The following is a 23,532-nucleotide window of genomic DNA, read 5'->3' as shown; positions in this document are numbered from 1 at the left end:
CACCGCTAGTTCGACGGCGGAACCACACGGAGGCGTTCTGCGACGTCGGCCCGGGCGGCTGCCAGTGTGGCATCGTCCGGGCAGGCCACCGAAATGTAGACCGACGATGCCGCGGTGCCGAACACCCGGGCCATAACGGCGGTGGCCCTGACGCCCGCTTGGCCGGGTTTCTCCAGCGCCAGCACTTCGGCCGACGGCCCCGGCTTGCCGGCCTCCCCGCCCCACCGCAGCGTCGCTGTCTTCAGATAGCCGGGCAGGATGGTCGGGTCCAGGTACGTGAAGAGGCCAACAGTCGACTCCTTGTCGTCCTGAAGCGCCAGCGGGGCCTGGTTGGTGCGGACCTTGGCCGCCACCAGACAGCCATCGGCCTTCACGAATTGACTCTCGCCGGCCACGTTCTCCTTGACCTGCTGCCAGCCGGGTGCATCCTTGAGTCCGTCCGAGATCCCCACGGGGAACCCGGCGGCCAGGGAACCGCCCGCGGAGAACGGCATGTCCTTTTCTGCCACCGCTTCTGCGTCGTGGCCAGGGGTAATAGTGGGCGTGGCCAGGGTGGTAACGATTGGCTCCACTTTCGGGGCGGCCGGATCGGGCACATCAACACTGCAGCCCCCCCGTGTGCTCACGCCAAGCAGCGCCCCCGCCACGAGTACAGCCGCCTGTGCCTTCACGTCCACCCCAATAAGTTCGCCCCGGACGGCCAGCCTGCCGTCCTCCTGAAAGAGTCTAGACGCCGGGCCGCGGGAACCACTGGGGCGTGCGCAGACGTTGTGTGGGCAGGCCGTAAACTGGGGCCCACCGGGCTGCATGCCGTGGACTGGCCAGCGAAGAAAAGGATGAGTGCTTGACCGAGAGCAGCAACTCCTACTACGAGGTGCTCCGCGTCGCCGTGACGGCCACCGACAAGGAGATCAAGGTGGCCTACCGCCGGGCCGCGCGAAAGGCCCATCCTGACCATGGCGGGGACGCCGCCGCTTTCCGGCAGGTGACGGCAGCATACGAAACCCTGATAGACCCGAAGCGCCGGAAGGCCTACGACCGCTCGTATGCCGCAGGAACATCCCGCAACACCGACGAATCCGCCGCGGGGCCGCACTTTGATGCGCCAGCGGCGGGCAGCCATGCCTCGGCCACCGTGCACCGGACCACAACGCCCCGGAACACCGCGGGTGACCCGCCCCTGTACGTCCCGCCCTACGATGCTGCGGCCTTCGAGGCGTCCGGCACTGTGCCGCTCATCCCGTTCGCCCAGGCCAGCCAGCAGGTCCACGGGATGCCGCGCAAACGGGGTATTTTTGGCGCCGAGGCCCGAATCCAGCGCGAACTGCGCACGGTGCAGCTCATCACCCGCCAGGTTCTGCCCGCGATTCCTGCGGCCCGGCTGGTCAACGGCCTGCAGTCCCCGGCCGATAACAGCCACATCGACCACGCACTACTGTCCGGCTACCGGCTGGCGCTGATCGGGTCCATGCTGCTGCCAAAGGGCGCCTACGCCTGGGACGGGCAAACCCTGAGGCACGGCGGACGTTCCATCGCGCCGCCGCAACTGGCCCACGTTGTCCGGGCCATGCAGGACATCTTCCCGGAACTGAACGTCACCGGCTGGACAGTCATCCACAGCGCCGACGGCAACCTCCACGAACCCGTCATCGACCGCCACCGGCGAACAGCCGGCACGTCCGAAACCATCCAGGTGGTGAACGCGGCAGGCCTTGTCCGCGGACTCAAACACTTCCTCTCCTCCGGCCCCACGCCCAACACCGTCAATGTGTCCGTGCTGGCCAGGCTGCTTCGCGGCATGCACTGAACTGTTGCATGCGTTGGGTACCATGCACTGAACCGTTGACCCGGATTGGTTGACTAGGATTGGACGGTGTTCCGAATCCTCTTCCACGCCCCCGAAATCCCCGGCAACACCGGCAGCGCGATCAGGCTGGCGGCCATAACCGGCGCCGAACTGCACCTGGTGGAACCCCTTGGCTTTGATTTCTCCGATGCCAAGCTCCGGCGCGCCGGACTGGACTACCACGACCTCGCCGTCGTCACCGTCCACAAAAGCATCGAGGATGCCTGGCGCGTACTGCAGCCGGACCGCGTGTACGCGTTCACCTCGGACGGCACCACCAGCTACGCGGACATTACCTACCGTCCCGGGGATGTGCTGATGTTCGGCCAGGAATCGGTAGGCCTGCCGGAACACCTCAAAAGCGATCCGCATGTCACGGCCACCGTGCGGCTTCCCATGCTGCCGTCCCTCCGTTCGCTGAACCTGGCCAACGCAGCGTCCATTGCTGTCTACGAGGCCTGGCGCCAGCAGGGATTTTCCGGCGCCCAGATTTGAGCGCCCGCGGCCCATCCGGACGGCTGCCTGCACCGAATCACTCCTGACAGCAATTCCAGGGCGAGGAAGGAGCGGCAGGTGACACGGCTAGCGACCAGGCGGGCGGCGCCGTCGGCTCTCCCCTTTCCCCGGGGCAGCACCGGCCGCGATGCTCGGGTTTCACCGCCGGGCGACTTATGCTGGGTAGTGATGGAAACTCCCAACGCGCCAAACTCCGAGGCCCCGGCCGCAGTCACTGACTCACCGGCGGATCTCAGCAAGCGCTTGGCCGGGCTGCTCGCCCGCATAGCCGGCGGCGACCAAGCCGCGTTTGCCGCGTTCTACCAATTGACATCGCGCAGGGTGTTCGGCATGGCGCGGCGAGTGCTCATCGATCCCGAACTCAGCGAAGACGCCACGCAGGAGGTTTTCCTCCAGGTCTGGCAGAACGCCGCGAAGTTCAACCCGGAAGCAGGCAGTCCGCTGTCGTGGCTGATGACCATTTCACACCGCCGGGCCGTGGACAAGGTCCGTTCCTCGCAGTCGGCCACCGACCGAGAGGCCAAATACGGCGCCAGCAGCCAGGACGTGGACCACGACTCCGTCTCCGCCGAGGTGGACAGCAGGCTCGAAGCCGAGGCGGTGGTCCGGTGCCTGGAAACACTGACCGAAACACAACAGGAATCCGTGCGGCTGGCCTACTACGGCGGCCTCACCTACCGCGAAGTCGCGGAAAAGCTAAACGCAGCAGTACCCACCATCAAGTCCCGCATCCGCGACGGACTGATCCGCTTGAAGACCTGTCTGGGGGTGAGTTGAGATGACAGAAATGAATAGTCAGGGAGGCACCCGCCGTCCAGGCTCGTTCGGAACTGAGATCGCCGCCGACCTGGAATGCGGGCGGGCCGTGGATCTCGCCGAGCTCTATGCCCTGGACGCGATCAGCGATGCCGAACGCGCCGCCATAGACCGCTACATCTCCGCCGCGCCCGACGCCGAGCGCAGCGCCTTCTTTGAGCGTGTCCGCCAGGCAAGGGAGACTCTCGCGGCGTCCTTTACGGCTGAGGCGGAACCTCCCGCGGATCTTTTCGCACGAATCGTGTCGCAGTTGCCGTCGCTCGCGCAGCTGCCGGCCGATTCGCCCACCGAAGTCATTGCTGCGCCTGCCGCGGCAGCCACGCCGTCCGCACAGGCGCCGGCAGAAGCCATGGATGAGCTCGCCGCTGCCAGGGTCCGCAGGGAAGAACGACGCCGGCCCGCCGGCGCCCGCCGCTGGCTCACCGCGGTCGCAGCCGCCGCCGTAATCGCCCTCGGTGGCGTGGGCGTGGGTGCCTACATCACGGACCAGAACGACCCCCTGAACCAGGTCGTCCGGGCCGGCGACGTCCGCGAAGCCTCCGTACCCGTCTCCGCCGGCGGAACTGCCACCGTGCTGATTTCGTCGTCGCGGGATGCCGTGGTGGTCAAGATGAACGGTGTACCCGCGCCGCCGGCCGGCAAGGTTTACCAGATGTGGCTGATCCCGAAGGACGGCTCGGCACCGGTATCCCAGGGCCTGATGGACGAGGCAGCCCTGTCAAAGCCTGCCGTGGTGAAGGGCATAGCATCCGCTGCAGCGCTCGGCATCACCGTGGAGCCCGTGGGCGGTTCGGCTACGCCGACGTTCCCCACCGTGGCTGCCGCACCGCTGGGCGCCTGAGCCCCCGGTTCCTGTCCCATACCCGAGTTTTTGTCCAGATAACGTGGTTCAAACCGCGTTTAGGGCACGTTATCTGGACAAAAAACTCATGGGGAAATCCGCGGCCGCGGACGTCCTAGAATCCGGCGATGGTCCCCGGGCCGTTGACGGCGACCACGTGGAAGGCTTCGGCGCTGCGGCCCTCAGCAAAGCCCGCACGCCGCGCGTTCAGGTGCATGCCGTTCCGCACCGCTGCTTCCATGGCCGCAACGTCGGGATGCTGGCTCACGTGCACGTGGATCGCGTCGAGCTTGGCGTCCACATGGTCGGTGACATCCACAAAGTGGTTCTCCCGCTCGTCCGGTCCGGCATAGAGCCACAGCCACGGCAGCTTGTAGGCCACGAGGCCTGCCGCGGCCAGCTCCGGATAAGCGAACGGGTTTTCGACCGCAGGGTATACAGCCCGGGTCACGGCCTCCCCCACGGCAAGGTGGTCCGGGTGGCTCTTCTGGAGGCGGTTCCAGTTCCGTTCCGGATGCATGGCGAGCACGACGTCGGGACGGACTTCCCGGATCAGCTTCACCACACCTTTCATCACCTCGTGCGTCGGTTCCAGGTAGCCGTCGCGCTCATGGAGGTAGTGGATGTCGGTCACGCCCACGAGTTCGGCTGCCCGGCGCTGCTCGGCCGCCCTGAGGGCGATGATCTCGGCCCGCTGCGCCGGGTCGAAGCCGCCCGCGTCGCCGTCGGTCATGATGCAGTAGCTGACGTGGATTCCCGCGGCCGTCCAAGCGGCGATGGTGCCGGCCGCACCGAAGTCGATGTCGTCCGGATGGGCGGCGAAACAGAGCACCCGCCCAATCCGGTGGATGTCCGGGTTGAACGGGCTCTGTGCCGGGGCAGCGGAGTGCGCCAAGGTCAGCCTTTTCGCTTCTTGATTTCTTCGGTGGCCTGCGGAAGGACGTCGAAGAGGTCCCCGATAATGCCAAAATCGGCGATTTCGAAAATCGGCGACTCGGCGTCTTTGTTCACGGCCACGATGACCTTCGCTGTCTGCATCCCGGCTTTCTGCTGGATGGCACCGGAAATGCCGGCCGAGATGTAGAGCTGGGGCGACACGGTCTTGCCGGTCTGGCCCACCTGGGCGTCGTGGCTGATCCAGCCGGCGTCCGTGGCTGCACGGGAGGCCCCGACGGCGGCACCGAGGGCGTCCGCAAGCTGCTCCAGGGGGCCGAAGTCGCCGTCCACTCCGCGTCCGCCCGCCACCACGATGCGGGCGTCCGACAGATCCGGGCGGCCGCTGGCGGCCTTCTGCTCGCGGGCGGTGACGCGGGCCGCCGTGGCCGTACCGTCGGCCGGAACTTCGACGGTGGACGTCTCCGGGGCGGAAGCCACGGATGCCGGCTCCGGCATGACGTTGTTGGCCTTCACCGTCAGCACGGAAATCGCCGTGGTGGCCCTGGCTGAGGTGGTGTAGGACCCCGCGAGGACCGACTTGTGGGCTGTACCGTCGGCGTCGACCGCCACAACGTCGGTGATGACGCCGGCGTTCAGCCGGATGCCGAGCCGTGCCGCGATCTCTTTGCCTTCGGGCGAGTTGTCCAGGAGGACCGTGCCGGCACCGGCGGCACCCGCGGCGGCCGCGAGATAGGCTGCCTTCGCCGAGACCAGATAGTCATCCAGGTCCTGGGCGGAGGGCCGGAAAACGGCGGTGACGCCGTATTCGGCGAGCGTGGCCGAAACATCCTGATGCAGATCGCCGTTCACGGCAACAGCGGTCTCTCCGAGGGAACGTCCCAGGGTGAGCAGTTCGAGGGTGCTCTTCTTCAGGGCATCGCCGGGGTTGTCAATGAATACGAGTACGTTTGCCATGTCTGTGATCCCTCTTAGAGCAGCTTCTGGGCGGCCAGGAAGTCGACGAGCTTGATGCCGGCGTCGCCTTCGTCGGTGATGATGGTTCCGGCGGTGCGCGGCGGGCGTTCCACGGCAGCGGTCACCGTGGTCCAGGATCCGGCGTGGCCCACGTGCGCGGGATCGACTCCGATGTCGGCCAGGGACAGGGTGGTGATGCTCTTGCGCTTGGCCGCGATGATGCCCTTGAAGTTGGGGTAGCGCGGCTCGTTGATCTGGTCCGTCACAGAGACCACCGCGGGAAGCGTTGCTTCGACGGTCTCCGAGTAGGTGTCGGCGTCGCGGCGCGCGGTGAGCCGGCCACCGTCGACCGTCAGCGAGGACGCGAAGGTGACCTGCGGCAGACCGAGGCGCTCGGCCAGCTGGGCCGGGACCAGGGACGTTTCTCCGTCGGTGGACGCCATGCCCGTGAGGACAAGGTCCACCGGCGCGCCGGTGCCAATATGGCGGATGGCGGCCGCGAGCGCGAGCGACGTGGCGGCGGCGTCTGAGCCGGCCAGTGCACTGTCCGTGAGGTGCACACCTTCGGTGGCGCCCATCTGGAGCGACTTCTTCACCGCGTTCACGGCACCGGACGCGCCCATGCTCAGCGCAATGACCTGGTTGCCGGCCTTGGCCCCACCGCGGGCCTCAGCCAGCTGCAAAGCCGCCTCCAGCGCGTATTCGTCCAGCTCGGAAAGGATGCTTTCGTCACGGTCCGTGGTGTAGCCCTCGCCAGTGAGGTGTCGGTCGAACTGTGCGTCCGGTACATGCTTGACCAGGACGATGATCTTCAATGTCTCTTCCACTGTTTTTACAGCAGCCTTCCATGCTTGTGGACAGCCAGCCGGATGGGGTCATGGCCTCGGAACGCCCGGGGTACGGGTAGATCCTAGCTAACCATATAGCCGCCCACCGTTGCCGTCCCGTTAACGCCTGTGTCACGGCGCTGCCCGGGCGCGCGGCGAACACGTACGACGACGACGGCGATCACCTTTGGTGACCTCCGCCGTCGTCGTTGATTGTTTGCCGTGCGCTCTGCTGTTCAGGCCTACTGGTCCGCCGCGGTGCCGAGCGTGACGTCCAGCGTCTGCTCCTGGCCGTTGCGCAGGACGGTGAGCTTGACGGTGGAGCCGCCGGCCTGCTCACGGACGGCCGCTGTGAGCTGGTTAGGCTCGCTGATGACCAGGTCGTTGAACTTGATCACCACATCGCCCACCTTGATTCCGGCCTTTGCGGCAGCTGAATTCGGCTCGACCGTTGCCACGTCGGCACCTACGGAGAAGCCCGAGGACGAACTGCTGGACGACTTTTCCTTGACGCTGACGCCCAACTGGCCGTGGGAGGCCTTGCCGGTATCAATGATCTCCTGTGCCACCCGTTTTGCGTGGTTGATGGGGATGCTGAAGCCCACTCCGATATTTCCGCCGGTGGTCGAAGAATCGGAGCCGGCGGACGCGATGGCGACGTTGACGCCGATGATCTCGCCCTTGCTGTTGACCAGCGCTCCGCCGGAGTTGCCGGGGTTGATGGCGGCATCAGTCTGGATCACGTTGATGGAGATGGAACCCTGGTTGGCGGTGCTTTGGCCTTGGCCACCGTTTGGCGGGGCGAACTGGAAGCCCTGATCGCCGCCCTGCGAAGTGTCGCCTTCCTTCGGTGCCGCCGAGGACGCCACACTGATGGTCCGGTTCAGGGTTGAGACGATGCCGTCAGTGACTGTTCCGGTCAGGCCAAGCGGGGAGCCGATGGCGATGGCCGTGTCGCCGACGTTGAGCTTGCCCGAGTCACCGAGCGTGGCTGCAGTCAGCCCGGACGCGTTGTCCACCTTGATGACCGCAAGGTCAGAAAGGGGGTCAGTGCCCACCAGTGTGGCTTTGAGGACCTTGCCCGCGCTGGTCCGGACCTCCAGGGCTGCGTTGGCGCTCTGGCCATCGAGCGTCACCACGTGGGTGTTGGTCAGGATGTGCCCTTCGTTGTCCATAACGATGCCGGAGCCCGTGCCGCCCGAACTGCCGCTCGTGGCACTGATGGTCACCACGCTGGGCGACGCCTTGAGCGCCGCCGCCGTGATGGCGTTGACGTCGTCCTTGTTGTTGACAATCACGGTCTCAGACTGGCTGCCGCTGCTCGCGGCCGACGGCGAGCCATTGTTGAAGAGGTTGCCCGAACCGACCGTGGCCACGCCACCACCCACGAGGCCGGCGGCGAGGATGCTTGCCACCAGGGTCCCGACGCCGAAGGACGGTTTGCGGCGCGGAGCGTCGGCCGGGTTCGGGGCAGCGTTGTACTGGCCTGCATAACCCGGAACAGCGGAATGCGCTCCGTGCTGGCCGTATTGCTGGCCGCTGGGCTGGGCGGCGCCGTACGGACCGGAGGTCTGCTGGCTCAGTCCTTGCTGGCCCGGTGTCTGCTGGCCGTAGAACGGCTCGCGGGGAGGATAACCCGGACGGGGTGCACCAGGCAGCGGCTGCGTGGGGTTCCCGGGGGCCCCGGAGCGGTCCAGCTGCTCGGTCGGATTAGCCTGACCGACAGCGTCGCTGCGGACCTCCGCAGGCTTCTGGTCGGGATTCCGGTTCTCGTCCGGATCCCGGTTCTCAGGCGCTGCACCCTGGGTTGGGTTTTCAGTCATTGGACTTCCTTTCATCCTCGTCTGCATTAACTATGTACCGTCTGGCTGGAACTGGGGCGAACGTTCGCTGGGAGGTTCCTGAGAGACTGAAAATCCCTGCACACCAGCGCTTTCGAGCGTTTCGCTGGTGGCATATTCGTCCGTGTGGACGCACCATAAGGTGCACCATAGAATCAAGAGGAATTGCCACAGCGACCTGCGGCTTTACATCACGCGTGGGGGCGCTGCTGCATTCTGAGACGTTGATTCGTCCCGAATCGGTGTCAGGCGTGCTGAAGGGTTGCACAATGCGGTCAAAGTTCAAACGTATCCTCGCCGTGATCGGCCTGACCGGGCTGCTCGCGGTTCCTGCCGGCGCGGCTTGGGCTGAGGATCCGGTGCCGATCCCGTCCGGAACGAACGTTGTGGACAAAGCCAACGTTCTCGGCGGCCGCAGCGGCGAAGTCCAGGAAGCCATCCAGAAGCTCCTGAAGGACCACAAGTACAACCTCTATGTGGTGACTGTGGACACGTTCACCAACCCAACCGTTCCAGCTGACTGGGCCGCGGCCGTTGCGACGAACAAGGGCATGGGCAGGTCCGACGCCGTCCTGGCGATAGCCAAGGATGACGGCAAATTCAGCTTCGTCCTGAACTCTGCCAGCCCCATCAAGTCCAAACAGGGAGCCATCAGCCAGAACGCCGTCACGGCCAACCTGGCTGGCGGCAAGAAGGACTTCGCCCAGGCTGCCATTGACACCGCTGGAGCCATCGGCGATGCAGCAGGCGGCGGCAGCGGCAATGTCCCCTCGGGTGATGGCGCCGGAGCAGCCATCCTCGTTGGCACGGGCTTAGTTGCCGCCGGCGGGGCTGGCGCCTACCTGTACTTCCGCAACCGGCGCAAGAAGGCCGCCCTGTCGTCCAGCGCCAGCTACGGACCCCAGGGTGCCGAGCTCGATCCGCTGGCTTCACTAAGCATCGAGGAACTCCGGCGCAAGAGCGGCTCGCTGATCATCGAGGCCGACGACGCCATCAAGTCCAGCGAACAGGAACTCGGATTCGCGGAAGCCCAGTACGGCGATGCCGCGGTGGGGAACTTCACGAAGGCCCTGGCCGAAGCCAAAGCCCACATGACCGAATCCTTCAAGCTCCAGCAGCAGCTTGACGACCACATCCCGGACACGGAAGAACAGCAGCGCAGTTGGCTCGGCGAAATCATCCGCCGCTCAGAGGCGGCGCTCGGCTCGCTCCAGGAGCAAAAGGCCGACTTCGACTCGCTCCGCGAACTCGAGAAGAACGCCCCGCAGGCACTGGCCGCCATCAGTGCCGGAGCGCACGACGCGGATGCCAAGATTGCCAGCGCCGAACAGTCACTGACGGCATTGCGCGCCAAGTACGCGGACAGCGCACTGGTCCAGGTCGCTGACAACATCACCCAGGCCAAGGAACGCCTGGCCTTTGTGCAGAATGCCACGGCCACCGCCCAGGAGAAGCTCAGCGAAGGCGAGGGAAGCCTTGCAGCAGTCGCCGTGCGGGCATCTGAAGAAAGCCTGCACCAGACCAACGTTCTGCTGGACGCCATCGCCAAGGTGTCCACAAGCCTGGACGAAGCCCGCAACGGCCTGGAGGCGGCCGTCGTCGAAACCTCCCAGGACCTCGCGCAGGCGAAAGCCATGATCCAGTCCGGCGAACACCCAGAACTCGCCGGCCCGGTAGCCGGCGTTGAGGCCGCCCTGGGCCAGGTCAAAGCCGAAATCCAGGGCGGGAAAATCGATCCCATCGCCACCCTGCAGCGCGTTGAAACAGCACATCAGGCCCTGGACCAGTCCCTCACCGGCATCCGGAACCAGCAGGACCAGGCCCGCCGCGCCCAGGCGTCGCTGCAGCAGACCATCATGTCGGCGCAGGCGCAGATCAGTGCCACGTCGGACTACATCACCGCCCGCCGCGGCGGCGTAGGCACCGAGGCCCGTACACGGCTCGCCGAGTCCCAGCGCAACCTCGACTACGCACTGTCCATCTCGCGCAACGATCCCGTCACCGCGCTGACTTACGCCCAGCAGGCCCACGCCCTCGCGGCCCAGGCAGCGCAACTCGCCCAGGCTGACGTCGACAACTTTGGTGGCTACGCCAACCAAGGCTTCGGCGGCGGTGGCATGTTCGGCGGGCGCGGCGGAGGCGGCGGCGGCCTCGGGGGCGCCATCCTTGGCGGTATCCTCATCAACTCCATCCTCAACGGCGGCAGCGGCGGAGGCTGGGGCGGAGGCCACAGCGACGGCGGCGGCGGCTGGGGCGGTGACTCCGGCGGAGGGGACTTCGGCGGCGGAGATTTCGGCGGCGGAGACTCGGGAAGTTTCTGATCCGACAAAAGGCTAGACGCCGACAGGAACCAACCTGCCGGCGAAAAGAAGCGGTACAACAACTGTTCACTGATCTCAGTGGCCACCATTGAGCAGGACGAAAGGTAACACCATGGTTAAGCAGTCCATTTTCGGCCGGATCGCACAGCTGGCAAAGGCAAACATCAACACTTTGCTGGACAACGCTGAGGATCCGCAGAAGATGCTGGACCAGATGGTCCGGGACTACACCAACAACATTGCGGAGGCTGAGTCCGCCGTAGCCCAGACCATCGGCAACCTGCGTATGCTCCAGGATGACTACCGCGAGGACATCAAGAATGCCCAGGACTGGGGCAACAAGGCCCTTGCCGCATCTCGCAAGGCTGACGAATACCGCAGCGCCGGCGACAGCGTAGACGCCGAGAAGTTCGACAACCTCGCGAAGGTAGCGCTGCAGCGCCAGATGTCCGCGGAAAGCGAAGCCAAGGGTGCTGAGCCGAGCATCGCCTCGCAGACCGAGGTAGTGGACAAGCTCAAGTCGGGCCTGGACCAGATGAAGGGCAAGCTCAACGAGCTCACTAGCAAGCGCAACGAGCTGGTTGCGCGCTCCAAGACGGCCGCGGCACAGTCGCAGGTGCACGACGCCATCAAGAGCATCGACTTCATGGATCCCACCAGCGAAGTTGGCCGCTTCGAAGAGAAAATCCGCCGCGAAGAGGCCAAGGTCCGCGGCCAGCAGGAGCTTGCCGCGTCGAGCCTGGACGCCCAGTTCAACCAGCTGGAAGACCTCGGCGAGCAGGTGGAAATCGAAGCACGCCTGGCAGCCCTGAAGTCCGGCGGGGCCAAGCCGGCCATCGGCGCTTCCGGCGCGAGGTCCGAGTCCACAGTCGACGAAGCCGACTTCGACAAGCTGTAGCCAGCCGGATCCGCCGCTGAGCGGGCCAGCAGTGGCCGGGGTTCATCACGAACCCCGGCCACTGCTATGCCCGGACAGAAACCTGCAAACGGCAGTGCAACCCGTAGTGCAAACGTCCGTGCGGCCGCTGTCGCGGATGTGTAGCGTGGAGGACATGGTCTCCCCCGTTGCGTCCTCCATTGTCTGGCTCCGTGATGACCTTCGACTGGACGATAACCCCGCTCTGTCCCACGCGGTCGAACTCGGCCTGCCGCTCACCGTGGTCTACATTCTCGACGAGGAATCCCCCGGAATCCGTCCCCTGGGAGGCGCGGCCCGCTGGTGGCTGCACCACTCGCTGACATCGTTGGCGGGGGCGCTTGCTGAGGCCGGTTCCGCACTCATCCTCAGGCGTGGACCTGCCAGCCGTGTGATCCGGGACCTGGCTGCGGAGACCGGCGCAAAGCACGTGCTGTGGAACCGCCGCTACGGCGGTCCCGAGCGGTCCCTGGACGCGGACATCAAGGCCTGGGCGGCGGAGAACGGCATCGAAGCCGCCAGCTTCCAGGCCAACCTGCTGTTCGAGCCGTGGACCATCACCACCGGCAGCGGCGGACCCTACAAGGTGTTCACGCCCTACTGGCGGGCCTGCACAGCGTCCGGCGAGCCACGCCGCCCGCTGGATGCCCCGGCCGCTCTGCCCTCCCCTGCCGCTGCCGGGTCGAAGAACCCGGCTGGCAGCGACACACTGGCGGAGTGGTCACTGCTGCCCGTGTTGCCGGACTGGAGCGGCGGACTGGCTGAGACCTGGGAGCCCGGGGAGGCCGGGGCGCACAGCAGGCTTGAGGACTTCCTGGACGGGCCCGCACAGGAGTACGGCACCGGGCGCGACGTACCCGGAGTGGAAGGCACGTCCAGGCTGTCCCCCCACCTCCGTTTTGGTGAAATCAGCCCGTTCCGCGTCTGGCATGAGCTCCGCCGCCGCTTCCCCCGGGAGGCGACGCCCGACGTCGGGATCTTCCGGTCCGAGCTGGGCTGGCGGGAGTTCTGCTGGCAGCTGCTTTACGCCAATCCCCAGCTGGCTACCCGAAACTATCGGCCGGACTTCGACCGGTTCGAATGGCAGCAACCCACCGCGGCGGAACTGGGCGCCTGGCAGCAGGGCCGGACCGGCTACCCGCTGGTGGACGCGGGGATGCGGCAGCTGTGGCAGACGGGCTGGATGCATAACCGGGTCCGGATGGCCGCGGCGTCCTTCCTCGTCAAAAACCTCCTGGCCGACTGGCGCCTGGGCGAGGCGTGGTTCTGGGACACCCTGGTGGATGCCGATGCTGCCAGCAACCCCGCTAACTGGCAATGGGTGGCGGGCTCAGGCGCCGACGCGTCCCCGTACTTCAGGATCTTCAACCCGGTGACGCAGAGCAAGAAGTTCGACGCCGAGGGCCGGTACCTTCGCGAGTTCATTCCGGAGCTGGCGTGGATGGACCGCAGGGCCATCCACGAACCGTGGACGCAGCCCGATGTCCAGGGCTACCCCGCCCCCGTGGTGGGACTGCCCGAGTCCAGGGAGCGTGCGCTGGCCACCTACCAGAAGCTTCGGGAGGACCAGCAAGGCCAGGACGACGTCACCGGCCCGGAAATCAGCGGCTGACTTTGCCCATCAGGGAGGCGATGGGGCGAAGGAAGAGGGGACGGGCCAGGAACCAGGCTGCCACCATGGCGGCAACCGAGGCGACGAAGACCCAGAAGCCGAACCAGCCGGCGTCGTCGCTCCCGCCGTACATGTGGTTCAGGTTCCGCAGCGCACCGGTGGCGAGGACCAGGAAGACATGCACCACGATGAACGCCACGAAATAGATCATTACCGGGAAGTGGATGGCCCGCGCGAGCTCAATGGGGTAGGCCTTGTTCAGGGCCGTGGCCTTCTTGGGCCAGGCGGAGGACGTCCGGATGCCGGAGATGAAGGCAAGTGGTGCGGCAATGAAGACGGTGGCGAAGTACGTCAGTAGCTGGAGCGCGTTGTAGTTGACCCAGCCGTTGTCGGTGGGCCAGTTCAACGAGGCGTACTGCAGCGCTGCGGAGAGGGCATTGGGGATGACGTCCCAGCTGGTGGGCACGATCCGCATCCATTGGCCGCTGGCGAAGAGCAGGATGGCGAACACCAGGCCGTTGAGGACCCAGAGCGCGTCCAGCGTCAGGTGCAGCCAGAGCTCCAAGGTGATCTTGGTGGGCGCGTTCTTGGTCTTGATCAGCCCATTGTTGTTGCGGGTCCAGTGGCCGCTGGGCCGCGTGGTGGTCCGCACCTGCCAGCCGGTCCTGATGATGAGCAGCAGGAAGAAGCCGTTCAGGAAGTGCTGCCAGGCCAGCCAGGCCGGGAATCCCACGGGCGCGCCCTCAGGCAGTTCCGAATGGCCCGGATAGTCAGCCAGGAACGAGGCGACAGCTGGATGGCCGGTCATCCACTTGGCCAGCAGCACCACGAGCACCAGCGCTACAAGAACGGCAGGAACACCCCAGTAGAGTCGGGACCGCTTGCCCGTCGCGGAGCCGGGCTTCTTCGTGGGTGTGGACATCGAACAACATTCCTCTCGAGAATGACTGACCAGGTGCTCAAATGGCTTTGCGAACGAGAATACTAGGAACCGGGAGTAATCGGGCAAAAGAAGACCCCGGCCGGCGTAATGCCGGTCGGGGTCTTCTACATGGTTGCGGGGACAGGATTTGAACCTGTGACCTCTGGGTTATGAGCCCAGCGAGCTACCGAACTGCTCCACCCCGCGTCGCAAGATCAACACTACCGTACTTTGGAGTAGGTAAAAACCAATCGCGATTGAGGGTCGCCACAACCCCGGACTCCCGGCTTAGGGCAGGTGCGCTTAAACCAAAAAGTCCGGATTCTGTTTCCAGAATCCGGACTTTTCGCCAGTTGCGGGGACAGGATTTGAACCTGTGACCTCTGGGTTATGAGCCCAGCGAGCTACCGAACTGCTCCACCCCGCGTCGCAAGATCAACTCTACCGTTCGGTGAACGGGAGGCCAAATCCTGATGGCGTGATGTGCGTCTCGCTGGGTCAAACCCCTTTAGTTGCTGGCCGCCGGCGAGGGCGTCGCCGTCGGTGTGGCTTCCGGCGACGGCGTCGCCCCGGGCGACGGAGTCGCTTCAGGGGCCGGCGCCGGGATCTTGCCCTCGGCGTCAATAGCCTTCTGCAGGGCCGCCGCGAGCTTCTTCTGCTCTTCCCCGTAGGCTGCAAAGTCGCCAGCCGCCAGGGCTGCCTGGCCCGCCTTGATGGCGGCGTTGGCCTCATCCAGCGCGGCCTTCAGGTCTGCCTGGGCACCTGCACTCACCGGCGGTGTTGTGCCAGGAGCAGGCGGGGTCTGGCCGGTGTTGCCGGAGTCGCCCGCGGCAGCGCCGGAGTCGCCGCCGAAGAGTTGCTTCAGGGCTCCGTCGAGGGTCGGCGCAAAGCCGACCTTGTCGCCGAAGGCCACCAGCACACGCTGCAGTGTGGGGTAGGACGTCTCACCGGTCGACTTGAGGTAAACCGGCTGGACATACAGAATGCCGCCGCCCACAGGCAGTGTCAGCAGGTTGCCGTTGAGCACTTCGGAGGCACCCTGCCGCAGAAGGTTCAAAGCCTGGGACACCGTGGGATCTGAGTTGAACTTGTTCTGGGCCTGGCCTGGCCCGGGAACCTGTGTTTCCGGCGGAATCTGCAGCAGCCTCAGCTTGCCGTAGCTTTCAGCTTTGACGCCCTTCTCGTTTCCGGCGTCAGAGTCGGCGGCCAGGAAGCCATAGAGGACGTTCCGGGCAGTGCCGTTGACGATCTGCGGGATGAAGGATGAGGTGAGCTGGAAGGCCGGCTTTTCCTGGTCAGGCATCTGCAGTGACATATAGAACGGCGGCTGCTTGATCCCTTCAGTGTCTACGGTGGGATCGTTCGGCACGCTCCATACTTCGTCACTCTTGTAGAAGCTCACTGGTTCCGTGACGTGGTAGCGGCCCAGGAGCTCCCGCTGCACCTTGAACAGGTCTTCCGGGTAACGGACGTGGCTCATAACATCGCCGGACATCTCCGAGTACGGCTTCACTGAGGTGGGGAAAACTTTCTGCCAGGCCTTCAGGACGGGGTCCTGATCGTCCCATGCATAGAGGGTCACCGAGCCGTCATAGGCGTCGACCGTGGCCTTGACCGAGTTCCTGATGTAGTTCACCGAGCTGTTCGGCAGGGCAACCGTCCGGCCTGAAGTGGTCTGGGAGTCCGCGGTGGCAGCCGAGAGCTGCTCCTGCTGCGAGTACGGGTAGTACTGGCTAGTGGTGTACCCGTCCACGATCCACTTGACGCGGCCGTCAACAACGGCCGGATAGGAGTTGCCGTCAACGGTGAGGTACGGGGCAACCTTCTCCACGCGGTCACGCGGACTGCGGTCGTACAGGATCTGGGATTCGGCGTTAACTCCGTCGGAGAGGAGGAGGTCCGAGGACTGGAACTTGATGGAGTACAGGACCTTGTTGAAGAAGCTGCCCACGTTGGGCCCGCCGTTGCCGGTAAAGGTGTACTGGGTTTCCCCGTCCCCTTCCTTGCCGGAAGGCCTGTCCTGTTCGCGGTGAGGTGATCCCGAAGGCGCCCCGACAATGGAGTACTCCGGGGAGTCTTCGCCGAAGTAGATCCGCGGCTCGTAGGTGGAGTCATCGCCAAGTACACCGGTGGACGGGATACCCGACTGGAGGAACTCCGGCTTGCCGTCGACGGTGAACTTGTTTCCCTTGGCCGCCACCACGCCGTAGCCGTGGGTGTAGACGACGTGCTGGTTGAGCCAGCCCTGCTGGTTGGTGGCAACGTTCGCCGGGTTCAGCTCGCGCACGGCGATGACCGTGTCCTGGATCTTGCCGTCAACCTCGTAGCGGTCGACGTTCAGTGCCTCCGGGAACTGGTAGTACGGGCGGTACTGCTCCAGCTGGGAGAACGCATCGGAGATCAGGTTGGGGTCCAGGAGCCTGATGTTGGCCGTGGTCTGGGCGTCCGGGGCCAGCGCCCCGGTGCTGGCAGTGTTCGTCGCGTCATAGCGGTCCACCTGAATCTGGTCCAGGCCGTAGGCCGCCCGAGTCATCTCGATGTTGCGCTGGATAAAGTCCTTCTCCAACGTCTGCTCGGAAGGCCGCACCTGGAACTGCTGGATAACCCAGGGGTACACGCCTCCGGCCAGGATCGAGGTGATGATCAGCATGGCCGTGCCGATGACCGGCAGGCGCCAGCGGCCAATCACCGCCGCAACGATAAAGAGGATGGCCACGAGCCCCGCCGCCACGGCGAGGATCGCCTTGGTGGGGATCACGGCGTTCACGTCCGTATACAGCGCACCGGCCCAGCGCCCGCCGTTGCCCTGCAGGGCGGCGTAGCGGTCCAGCCAGAAGTTTGCGCCGAGCAGGATCAGGAAGGCTGCGCCGGTTACCGCGAGGTGGATCTGTGCCGCGCGGCTGGTGAACACGCCGCGTTCCATCAGCCGGATGCTGCCGTAGAGGTAGTGCGTGAGGATTCCGGCGATGCCGGCCACCACAACCACGCTGATCAGGAAGCCTGTGACGAATCCCAGGAACGGAAGAGTCATGAGGTAGAAGCTGATGTCCAGGCCGAACTCAGGATCGCTCTGGCCGAACGGTTCCTGGTTGAAGAACAACAGCACTTTCTGCCATTGGCTGGCCGCGGCGCTGCCCGCGAACAGCCCGAACAGGATGGGCAGGCCCACCATAACGACGCGGCGGACCGGTTCAAGCTGGGCCTGGTAGCGGTTCAGGTTGTCGCGCATCTCGGAGTCCGGCGCGTACACGGGCCGTGCGTGGTAGGCAACCCGGATGGCAAAAAAGACGGCCACAAACATAAGCGCGAAGCCGGCGAGGAAGATCCCGATCCGCGAGAGGTTTTCTGTCACAAACACTTCGAAGTAGCCGAGCTGCCGGTACCAGAGGACGTCAGTCCACACATTGGCGAAGAAGATGAAGCCCACCACTGCGATGGCAACAACAATCAGCGTGGGCGTTAGGGCACCGCGTCGCGAGGGGGGTCTTCCGGGCGGGATGGGGCTGGTAGGACGGGACAAACTCGGTACCTCATAGCTGGTCGTCAGGTTTACATGAGAAGCGTGCGTGCGGTTGACGTCCGGCACCGGTCAAGCGTGTGGCAACGTCCGTCATATCTGCCACGAGTGGCGGTAAAGCTTAGTTCCTGGCCTCAGTCTAGTTGCTGGCGCAGACCGGCAAAGCGCCCGTGTCCTGCCCGGATCCGGCGAGTTCGACGGCGTGACGCGCCTCTGCGATGTTCTCCACTTTGAGCACCTGAAGTCCCTCCGGCACATGGCCCACAACTTCGTCGCAGTTTTCTGCCGGGGCGAGGAATACGGTGGCTCCCCCGGCACGCGCGCCCAGCATCTTCTGCCGGATGCCGCCGATGGGACCTACGGTGCCGTCGGGGGTGATGGTCCCCGTTCCGGCGACATGTTTGCCGCCAGTCAGGTCCCCCGGCGTCACGGTGTCGATGATGCCCAGCGAAAACATCAACCCGGCACTGGGTCCGCCAACCTTGTCCAGTGAAATCTTCACGTCGAACGGAAACGTGAACAGGTACTTGAGCATGACTCCGAGAATGTAGCGGCCTGCACCGTTGTTCATGGGGGTGATGGTCTGAGTGACGGATTCCCCTGCGCGCTGCACCACCAGGGTGGCCGGCGCTCCCTGGCCTGCGGCCAGTTCCTCCTGCACTACGGCGAGCGATGTGATGGGTTTGCCGTTGATCGATTCGAAGATGTCGCCGTTTTCAACCTTGCCGGCGGACGGCGAACCATCGGGCAGCCCCGCGGCCTGGAGCTGCTGGCCGAAGGGAATGTTGAGCTCCTTGAGTGCTGATGCCACCGCATTCTCCTGCGACGACGTCATGGCCACGGAGCTCTGCTCGTCAGCCTCCTCCTTTGTGGTGCCGCTGGGGTAAAGCATCTCCACCGGATGAACGGACTTGGACCTGTCCAGCCAGGCGGTGAAGGCACCCAGGACGCTCACCGGGCCGTTGGGACCGCCGTCGACATAAACGGTGGTCAGGTCCAGATTTCCCTTGGCGGGATAGGTTTCGCGGCCCGTCACGCTGATGACAGGGCTGCCCTGGCTCTGGCCGAGGGTGTTGAAGGTTGGTCCGGGCGATTCCACAACATAAGGCACCGGTACGGTGACGGCCGCGATCCCCAGTCCCAGCGCCAGGACGCCGGAAAGCATCATCACGGACACCCGCCGGTCCCCGGGCGGGGAGCTGCGGGGGTCATTCTGCCCTGTTGGCGGGGGGCCGACTATACCCTTTCCGGGCGCTGCGGCACTCGCTGTGGTGCCGGCGTCGAGCTCTGGAGCGTGGTCCTCATGCGGATGATCGCCGCGGGTTGTAGTCACTGAATCAACACTACGCGGTGCCGCCCCCGGCCAGCTCTTTGCCTACAGCGAACGTGACGCCTGTCCGGCAGACAGCCGCCCCTGCCCGGGGTACCGTGAAGTGAACAGTCACACCGACGATCGGCGGGATCATGACCTCCAACCCACTCAATCCGTCCAACGGCGACGATACGCCGAAGGATCCGTTGACCGAGATGCTGCAGAACCTGATGGGCGGCAAGGGCATGGAAAACTTCGACCCCGCCGAACTCGCAAAGGCAGCCGGCCTGCCGAACGACCCCAATCTCCTGGCCCAGATGTTCTCCCAGGTGCAGGCCATGATGAGCGCCCCTTCCGAAGGGCCCGTCAACTGGCAGCTCGCGCACGAGAACGCCCGCCGGGTCGCTGCCAGCAGCGCCGACCCGTCCGTCACGTCCCTGCAGACCCGCGAAGTCGACGAGGCACTGCGGCTGGCCGAATTGTGGCTCGATCCCGTGACCGAGCTTCCTGCCACCGGCCTGATCGGCCGTGCGTGGTCGCGTGCCGAGTGGGTGGAAGCCACACTTGGAACATGGAAGCGGCTGACGGAGCCCGTAGCCAACAGCATCGCCAACGCGCTCTCCAGCGCCATGACCGAACAGATGCCCGAAGAGATGAAGTCCATGATGGGCGGTGCTTCGTCCATGCTGCAGAACATGGGCGGCGCGATCTTTGGGATGCAGCTGGGGCAGGCGATCGGTGCCCTGTCCGCCGAGGTAGTCAGCTCCACTGACATCGGTGTTCCCCTGGCCGACCTGGAAATGGCCCTCCTGCCGGCCAACGTGACCAAGTTCGGGGAAGGCCTGGGCCTACCGGAGAACGACATCCGGCTGTTCCTGGCCGTCCGCGAAGCAGCCCATGCGCGGCTGTTTGTCCAGGTTCCCTGGCTGCGCGGCCACTTGCTCGGCGCCATCGAGGCCTACGCCCGCGGCATCCATATCGACACTTCCAGGATTGAAGAGCTGGCCCGCGACCTGGACCCCAGCAACCCTGAAGGCATCCAGGAAGCGCTGTCCCAAGGTGTCTTCATGCCGCAGCGGACCCCTGCTCAGGAGCAGGCGCTTGAAAAACTTGAGACGGCCCTGGCCCTCGTTGAAGGCTGGGTGGACGAGCTCACCGCTTCGGCCACAGAGAAACTGCTGCCCTCCGCCGGTGCGCTCCGGGAAACAGTCCGGCGACGCCGTGCCACAGGCGGTCCGGCGGAACACGCTTTCTCTTCCCTGGTGGGACTCGAACTGCGCCCCCGCCGCCTGCGCGAGGCTGCCACGCTGTGGGCCACGCTGAAGGACGAACGGGGCATTGCCGGACGCGATGCCATCTGGCAGCACCCGGACCTTCTCCCCACCGCCGAGGACCTCGATGACCCGCAGGGGTTCAGTGGCCGCCGCCAGCTGGCCGAGGCCAGCGACAGCGAAGTGGACGACGCCCTGCAGAAGCTGCTGAGCGGCGGCTTCGACAACGCGCCGCAGGATGATTCCGAAGGCCGTGACGACGGCGACCAGCCCGCCGGCGACGGTGAGCAGCCCAAGGGTTAGCTAGACCGAGGGGTGGACGACCCCGCTAGTCGGCGTCGGCGGGCTCTGAATCATTGCTTCCCGCGGTCAGGCCCCGGGAGGTGGCGAACGAGACGCCTTCCAGGAAAGCCTTGGCCCGCATCGTGTCGGGGTAAGCCTCCAACAGCTTCCAGAACGCGGCGTTGTGCCCGGCCACCAGCAGGTGCGCGAGCTCATGCAGGAGGACATAGTCGATGACCCACTGCGGCATGGGCCGGAGCTTGTCGGAGAGCCGGATGGATCCTTCCGACGGCGTTGCGGAGCCCCAGCGCGAGTTCTGGTTGCTGACCCAACGGACCGACGTCGGGACTGCCCTGCCGCCGAAGTACCGGGCCGAAAGGGCTGCGGCGTGGGTGGCCAGGGCAGTATCAGTGGCCGGCTGTTTGCTTCCTTTGCGGGAGCGCCGCTCCCCCTGGCGGTGCAGCTTCTCCAGCATGCGGTGCACCCATTCCGACTCCTGCGCGGCGGTGAACCGGGCCGGAATGGCCACCACTGCCGTCCCGTTCTCCCAGAAGGCAGCCACGGTCCTGGTCCGGCGGGCCGACCGCCGCACCTCAACCGGTGATCCGTCCGCCGTGGTGACGGGAAGGGTGTCCTGTCCTGCCGGCCGGCGGGTCACAGGGTGGTGCTTTCGACGAGCACCCGCAGCACGTCTTCGCCGTAGCGTTCCAGTTTGGACGGACCCACGCCGGCCAGTGCCGCGAGTTCCTCCAAGGTGGACGGTTTGGCCTCTGCGATGGCCGTCAGCGTGGCATCCGTGAAAACCACAAATGCCGGCACCTCGGCCGCCAGTGCTATTTTCTTCCGCCATTGCCGAAGGGCATCGAATGTCTGCTCTTCGTAGCTGGGCGGACAGTCGTTGCAGCGGCCCACCTTGCGTTCGGCGCCGCTGGCCAGCATGCTCCCGCAGACCCTGCAGGTGGCCGGGGCCGCCGATTTCCGGCGTGGCGCCGGCCCTTTTCCGCGTGCGCTGGAGCTGGCCACCGAGTTGGGCCGGAGCCCGTCGAGGAAGCGTGAGGGTTTCCGGTTGGCCCGGCCGCCCGGTGTCCGTGCCGTGGACCAGGACAGGGACAGGTGCTCGCGGGCGCGGGTGATGCCCACGTAGAGCAGCCGGCGCTCCTCATCCACGGATTCGGGTGTGTCCGCGAAGGAAATGGGCATCAGGCCTTCGCACAGGCCCACCAGGAACACGGCGTCCCATTCGAGGCCCTTCGCGGCGTGCAGCGATGCAAGCGTTACGCCCTGGACAGTGGGAGCGTGCTGCGCCAGCGACCGTTCCTGGAGTTCATTTACAAAGTCACTGAGACTGAACTGCTCGCCGCGGACGTGGACGAGCTCGTCCGCGAGCGCCACCAGCGCTGCCAGGGACTCCCAGCGTTCGCGCAGCGCGCCGCCGTTGTGGGGCGGGGCGTCCGTGTAGCCGAGCGAGGCCACGATATCGCGGACCAGCTGGCCGAGCGGTTCCGGCGTCGCGGTTTCTGCGACGGCCCTGGTTGCCGCGCGCAGCTGGAGGATGGCGTCGCGCACTTCCTTGCGGGCGAAGAAGCGCTCACCACCGCGCAGCTGGTAACTGATGCCGGCGGCCGCAAGCGCCTGTTCGTAGGCCTGGGACTGCCCGTTGGTGCGGAAAAGGACAGCCACCTGGCTGGCGGGAGTGCCGGCGTCGAGCAGTTCCTGGATCTTGATGGCGACCGTGGCAGCTTCGGCTTCATCGTCGGAGCACTCGGTGAACTGTGGGACAGGCCCCGCCGGCCGCTGCGCCACCAGCTGCAGCGGAGCTGCCCAGGCAGCATCGGCCACCGGCCCGCCGCCACGCCGTGCGGCCAGGAGATCGTTGGCCAGCTTGACCACCTGCGGCGTGGAACGGTAATCCCGGATCAGTTTCACCACATTGGCCTCAGGGTACTGGGCCTTGAATCCCAGCAGGTGTTTGGGCGAAGCGCCGGTAAACGAGTAGATCGTCTGGCTCGCATCGCCCACAACGCACAGCTCGTCCCGCCCGCCCAGCCACAGCTCGAGGAGGCGCTGCTGCAGCGGCGAAACGTCCTGGTACTCATCCACCACAAAATGCCGGTACTGCTCACGAACGGTGGCCGCGACTTTCTGGTCCTCCTGCAGAATCCCCACCGTGATCAGGAGTACGTCCTCAAAATCAATGACGTTGCGGTCCGTCTTGACATCCTCATAGGACTGGAAGACCCGGGCGACGGCGGTGAGGTCGAACCCGCCGGGCGTTCCCCTGCCCTGCGCGTTCTCCAGGTAGTTGGCCGGGGTCAGCATGGAGACTTTGGCCCACTCAATTTCGGAGGCGAGGTCCCGGATGGACGCGCGGTCAGTGCTGAGCCGCAGGCGGCGGGAGGCTTCGGCGATCATCTGGGCCTTGTGGTCCAGCAGGTTGGGCAGCGTGCCGCCGACCGCCTGCGGCCAGAAAAACTGCAGCTGCCGCAAGGCGGCGGCGTGGAAGGTGCGCGCCTGGACATTGCCCACGCCGAGATCCCGCAGCCTGCTGCGCATTTCCGCGGCGGCCCGGGCCGTGAACGTCACAGCGAGGAGCCGCTGGGGACTGTACACCCCTGAGTGCACGCCATACGCAATCCGGTGCGTAATGGCCCTGGTCTTGCCGGTGCCGGCACCGGCAAGGACGCACAGCGGCCCGTTCAGCGTGCTGGCGACCTCGCGCTGTTCAGCGTCAAGTCCCCCAAGGATTCGTTCCTCAAGGGACTCTGCACTGTCAAAATTCTCTGTGGTCACTTCTGCTGCTCTGTTGTCGCGACTGCCACGTACTGGCGTCTGGCCAATGGT

18 protein-coding genes and 2 tRNA genes are annotated in these 23,532 nt (G+C 65.6%); 8 read left to right on the top strand and 12 right to left on the bottom strand.

The window, feature by feature from the left end:
* Positions 1–5 precede the first annotated feature (5 nt).
* Complete coding sequence (locus tag MUN23_RS16610) at positions 6–626, bottom strand: hypothetical protein (protein WP_248759847.1); 621 nt, start codon at positions 624–626, stop codon at positions 6–8.
* Between the two features lie 218 nt (positions 627–844).
* On the opposite strand from MUN23_RS16610, the gene MUN23_RS16605 reads away from it, so the two are divergent.
* The 4 genes from MUN23_RS16605 (at position 845) to MUN23_RS16590 (ending at position 4,019) form a co-directional block, all read left to right on the top strand.
* On the top strand, positions 845–1,807 hold the full coding sequence (locus MUN23_RS16605; protein ID WP_248759845.1) for a J domain-containing protein: 963 nt from the start codon (positions 845–847) through the stop codon (positions 1,805–1,807).
* A 66-nt stretch (positions 1,808–1,873) separates the two neighbouring features.
* Positions 1,874–2,341 (top strand): tRNA (cytidine(34)-2'-O)-methyltransferase, encoded by a 468-nt coding sequence (locus MUN23_RS16600; RefSeq protein WP_248759843.1) that lies wholly within the window; start codon positions 1,874–1,876, stop codon positions 2,339–2,341.
* 189 nt (positions 2,342–2,530) lie between these two features.
* A complete protein-coding gene (gene sigK / locus MUN23_RS16595) occupies positions 2,531–3,139 on the top strand; it encodes an ECF RNA polymerase sigma factor SigK (RefSeq protein WP_248759841.1) in 609 nt (202 codons plus the stop codon).
* A 1-nt stretch (position 3,140) separates the two neighbouring features.
* Positions 3,141–4,019 carry an anti-sigma factor domain-containing protein gene (locus MUN23_RS16590; RefSeq protein ID WP_248759839.1) on the top strand — a complete coding sequence of 293 codons (879 nt, stop codon included), beginning with the start codon at positions 3,141–3,143 and terminating at the stop codon, positions 4,017–4,019.
* Positions 4,020–4,134: 115 nt separating this feature from the next.
* Here MUN23_RS16590 and MUN23_RS16585 read toward each other — a convergent pair whose 3' ends face one another.
* The 4 genes from MUN23_RS16585 to MUN23_RS16570 form a co-directional block, all read right to left on the bottom strand.
* Positions 4,135–4,914, bottom strand: coding sequence for a PIG-L deacetylase family protein (locus tag MUN23_RS16585; protein WP_248759837.1), 780 nt, complete (start codon positions 4,912–4,914; stop codon positions 4,135–4,137).
* Positions 4,915–4,916: 2 nt separating this feature from the next.
* A complete protein-coding gene (locus tag MUN23_RS16580) occupies positions 4,917–5,870 on the bottom strand; it encodes an electron transfer flavoprotein subunit alpha/FixB family protein (protein WP_248759835.1) in 954 nt (317 codons plus the stop codon).
* A gap of 14 nt (positions 5,871–5,884) precedes the next feature.
* Positions 5,885–6,685, bottom strand: a complete 801-nt coding sequence (locus MUN23_RS16575; RefSeq protein WP_248764116.1) for an electron transfer flavoprotein subunit beta/FixA family protein — start codon at positions 6,683–6,685, stop codon at positions 5,885–5,887.
* 254 nt (positions 6,686–6,939) lie between these two features.
* Positions 6,940–8,520, bottom strand: a complete 1,581-nt coding sequence (locus MUN23_RS16570) for a S1C family serine protease (RefSeq protein WP_248759833.1) — start codon at positions 8,518–8,520, stop codon at positions 6,940–6,942.
* A 287-nt stretch (positions 8,521–8,807) separates the two neighbouring features.
* Here MUN23_RS16570 and MUN23_RS16565 point away from each other — a divergent pair, with 287 nt between their 5' ends.
* The 3 genes from MUN23_RS16565 (at position 8,808) to MUN23_RS16555 (ending at position 13,387) form a co-directional block, all read left to right on the top strand.
* Positions 8,808–10,859, top strand: a complete 2,052-nt coding sequence (locus MUN23_RS16565) for a TPM domain-containing protein (RefSeq protein WP_248759831.1) — start codon at positions 8,808–8,810, stop codon at positions 10,857–10,859.
* A gap of 112 nt (positions 10,860–10,971) precedes the next feature.
* A complete protein-coding gene (locus MUN23_RS16560) occupies positions 10,972–11,757 on the top strand; it encodes a PspA/IM30 family protein (RefSeq protein ID WP_248759829.1) in 786 nt (261 codons plus the stop codon).
* Between the two features lie 154 nt (positions 11,758–11,911).
* Positions 11,912–13,387, top strand: coding sequence for a deoxyribodipyrimidine photo-lyase (locus tag MUN23_RS16555; protein ID WP_248759827.1), 1,476 nt, complete (start codon positions 11,912–11,914; stop codon positions 13,385–13,387).
* On the opposite strand, the gene MUN23_RS16550 is transcribed toward MUN23_RS16555, so the two are convergent.
* The 5 genes from MUN23_RS16550 to MUN23_RS16530 all read right to left on the bottom strand — a co-directional run bounded on the left by MUN23_RS16550 (position 13,377) and on the right by MUN23_RS16530 (position 19,159).
* Complete coding sequence (locus MUN23_RS16550; RefSeq protein ID WP_248759825.1) at positions 13,377–14,309, bottom strand: cytochrome b/b6 domain-containing protein; 933 nt, start codon at positions 14,307–14,309, stop codon at positions 13,377–13,379. The genes MUN23_RS16555 and MUN23_RS16550 overlap by 11 nt on opposite strands.
* Positions 14,310–14,439: 130 nt before the next feature.
* Positions 14,440–14,516 (bottom strand) — tRNA-Met (locus MUN23_RS16545).
* Between the two features lie 146 nt (positions 14,517–14,662).
* Positions 14,663–14,736: transfer RNA gene (locus tag MUN23_RS16540), tRNA-Met, on the bottom strand.
* 81 nt (positions 14,737–14,817) lie between these two features.
* Positions 14,818–17,829 (bottom strand): UPF0182 family protein, encoded by a 3,012-nt coding sequence (locus MUN23_RS16535; protein WP_248759823.1) that lies wholly within the window; start codon positions 17,827–17,829, stop codon positions 14,818–14,820.
* Between the two features lie 136 nt (positions 17,830–17,965).
* Positions 17,966–19,159, bottom strand: a complete 1,194-nt coding sequence (locus tag MUN23_RS16530) for a PDZ domain-containing protein (RefSeq protein WP_371875929.1) — start codon at positions 19,157–19,159, stop codon at positions 17,966–17,968.
* A gap of 131 nt (positions 19,160–19,290) precedes the next feature.
* Here MUN23_RS16530 and MUN23_RS16525 point away from each other — a divergent pair, with 131 nt between their 5' ends.
* Positions 19,291–20,712 (top strand): zinc-dependent metalloprotease, encoded by a 1,422-nt coding sequence (locus tag MUN23_RS16525; protein ID WP_248759821.1) that lies wholly within the window; start codon positions 19,291–19,293, stop codon positions 20,710–20,712.
* Between the two features lie 25 nt (positions 20,713–20,737).
* Here the strand turns inward: MUN23_RS16525 and MUN23_RS16520 are convergent, their stop codons facing one another.
* Both MUN23_RS16520 and MUN23_RS16515 read right to left on the bottom strand, forming a co-directional pair.
* Positions 20,738–21,349 carry a M48 family metallopeptidase gene (locus MUN23_RS16520; RefSeq protein ID WP_248759819.1) on the bottom strand — a complete coding sequence of 204 codons (612 nt, stop codon included), beginning with the start codon at positions 21,347–21,349 and terminating at the stop codon, positions 20,738–20,740.
* Entirely contained in the window at positions 21,346–23,481 is a 2,136-nt protein-coding gene (locus tag MUN23_RS16515; RefSeq protein WP_248759817.1) for an ATP-dependent DNA helicase UvrD2, read from the bottom strand. Before MUN23_RS16515 ends, MUN23_RS16520 begins: the two co-directional genes overlap by 4 nt.
* Positions 23,482–23,532 lie beyond the last annotated feature (51 nt).

Origin of the sequence: Pseudarthrobacter sp. SSS035 (genome assembly GCF_023273875.1) — a bacterium.
Lineage (GTDB): Bacteria > Actinomycetota > Actinomycetes > Actinomycetales > Micrococcaceae > Arthrobacter.
Note: the sequence above shows the minus strand (reverse complement) of the source record. Positions and strands in the feature narration are given on the sequence as shown.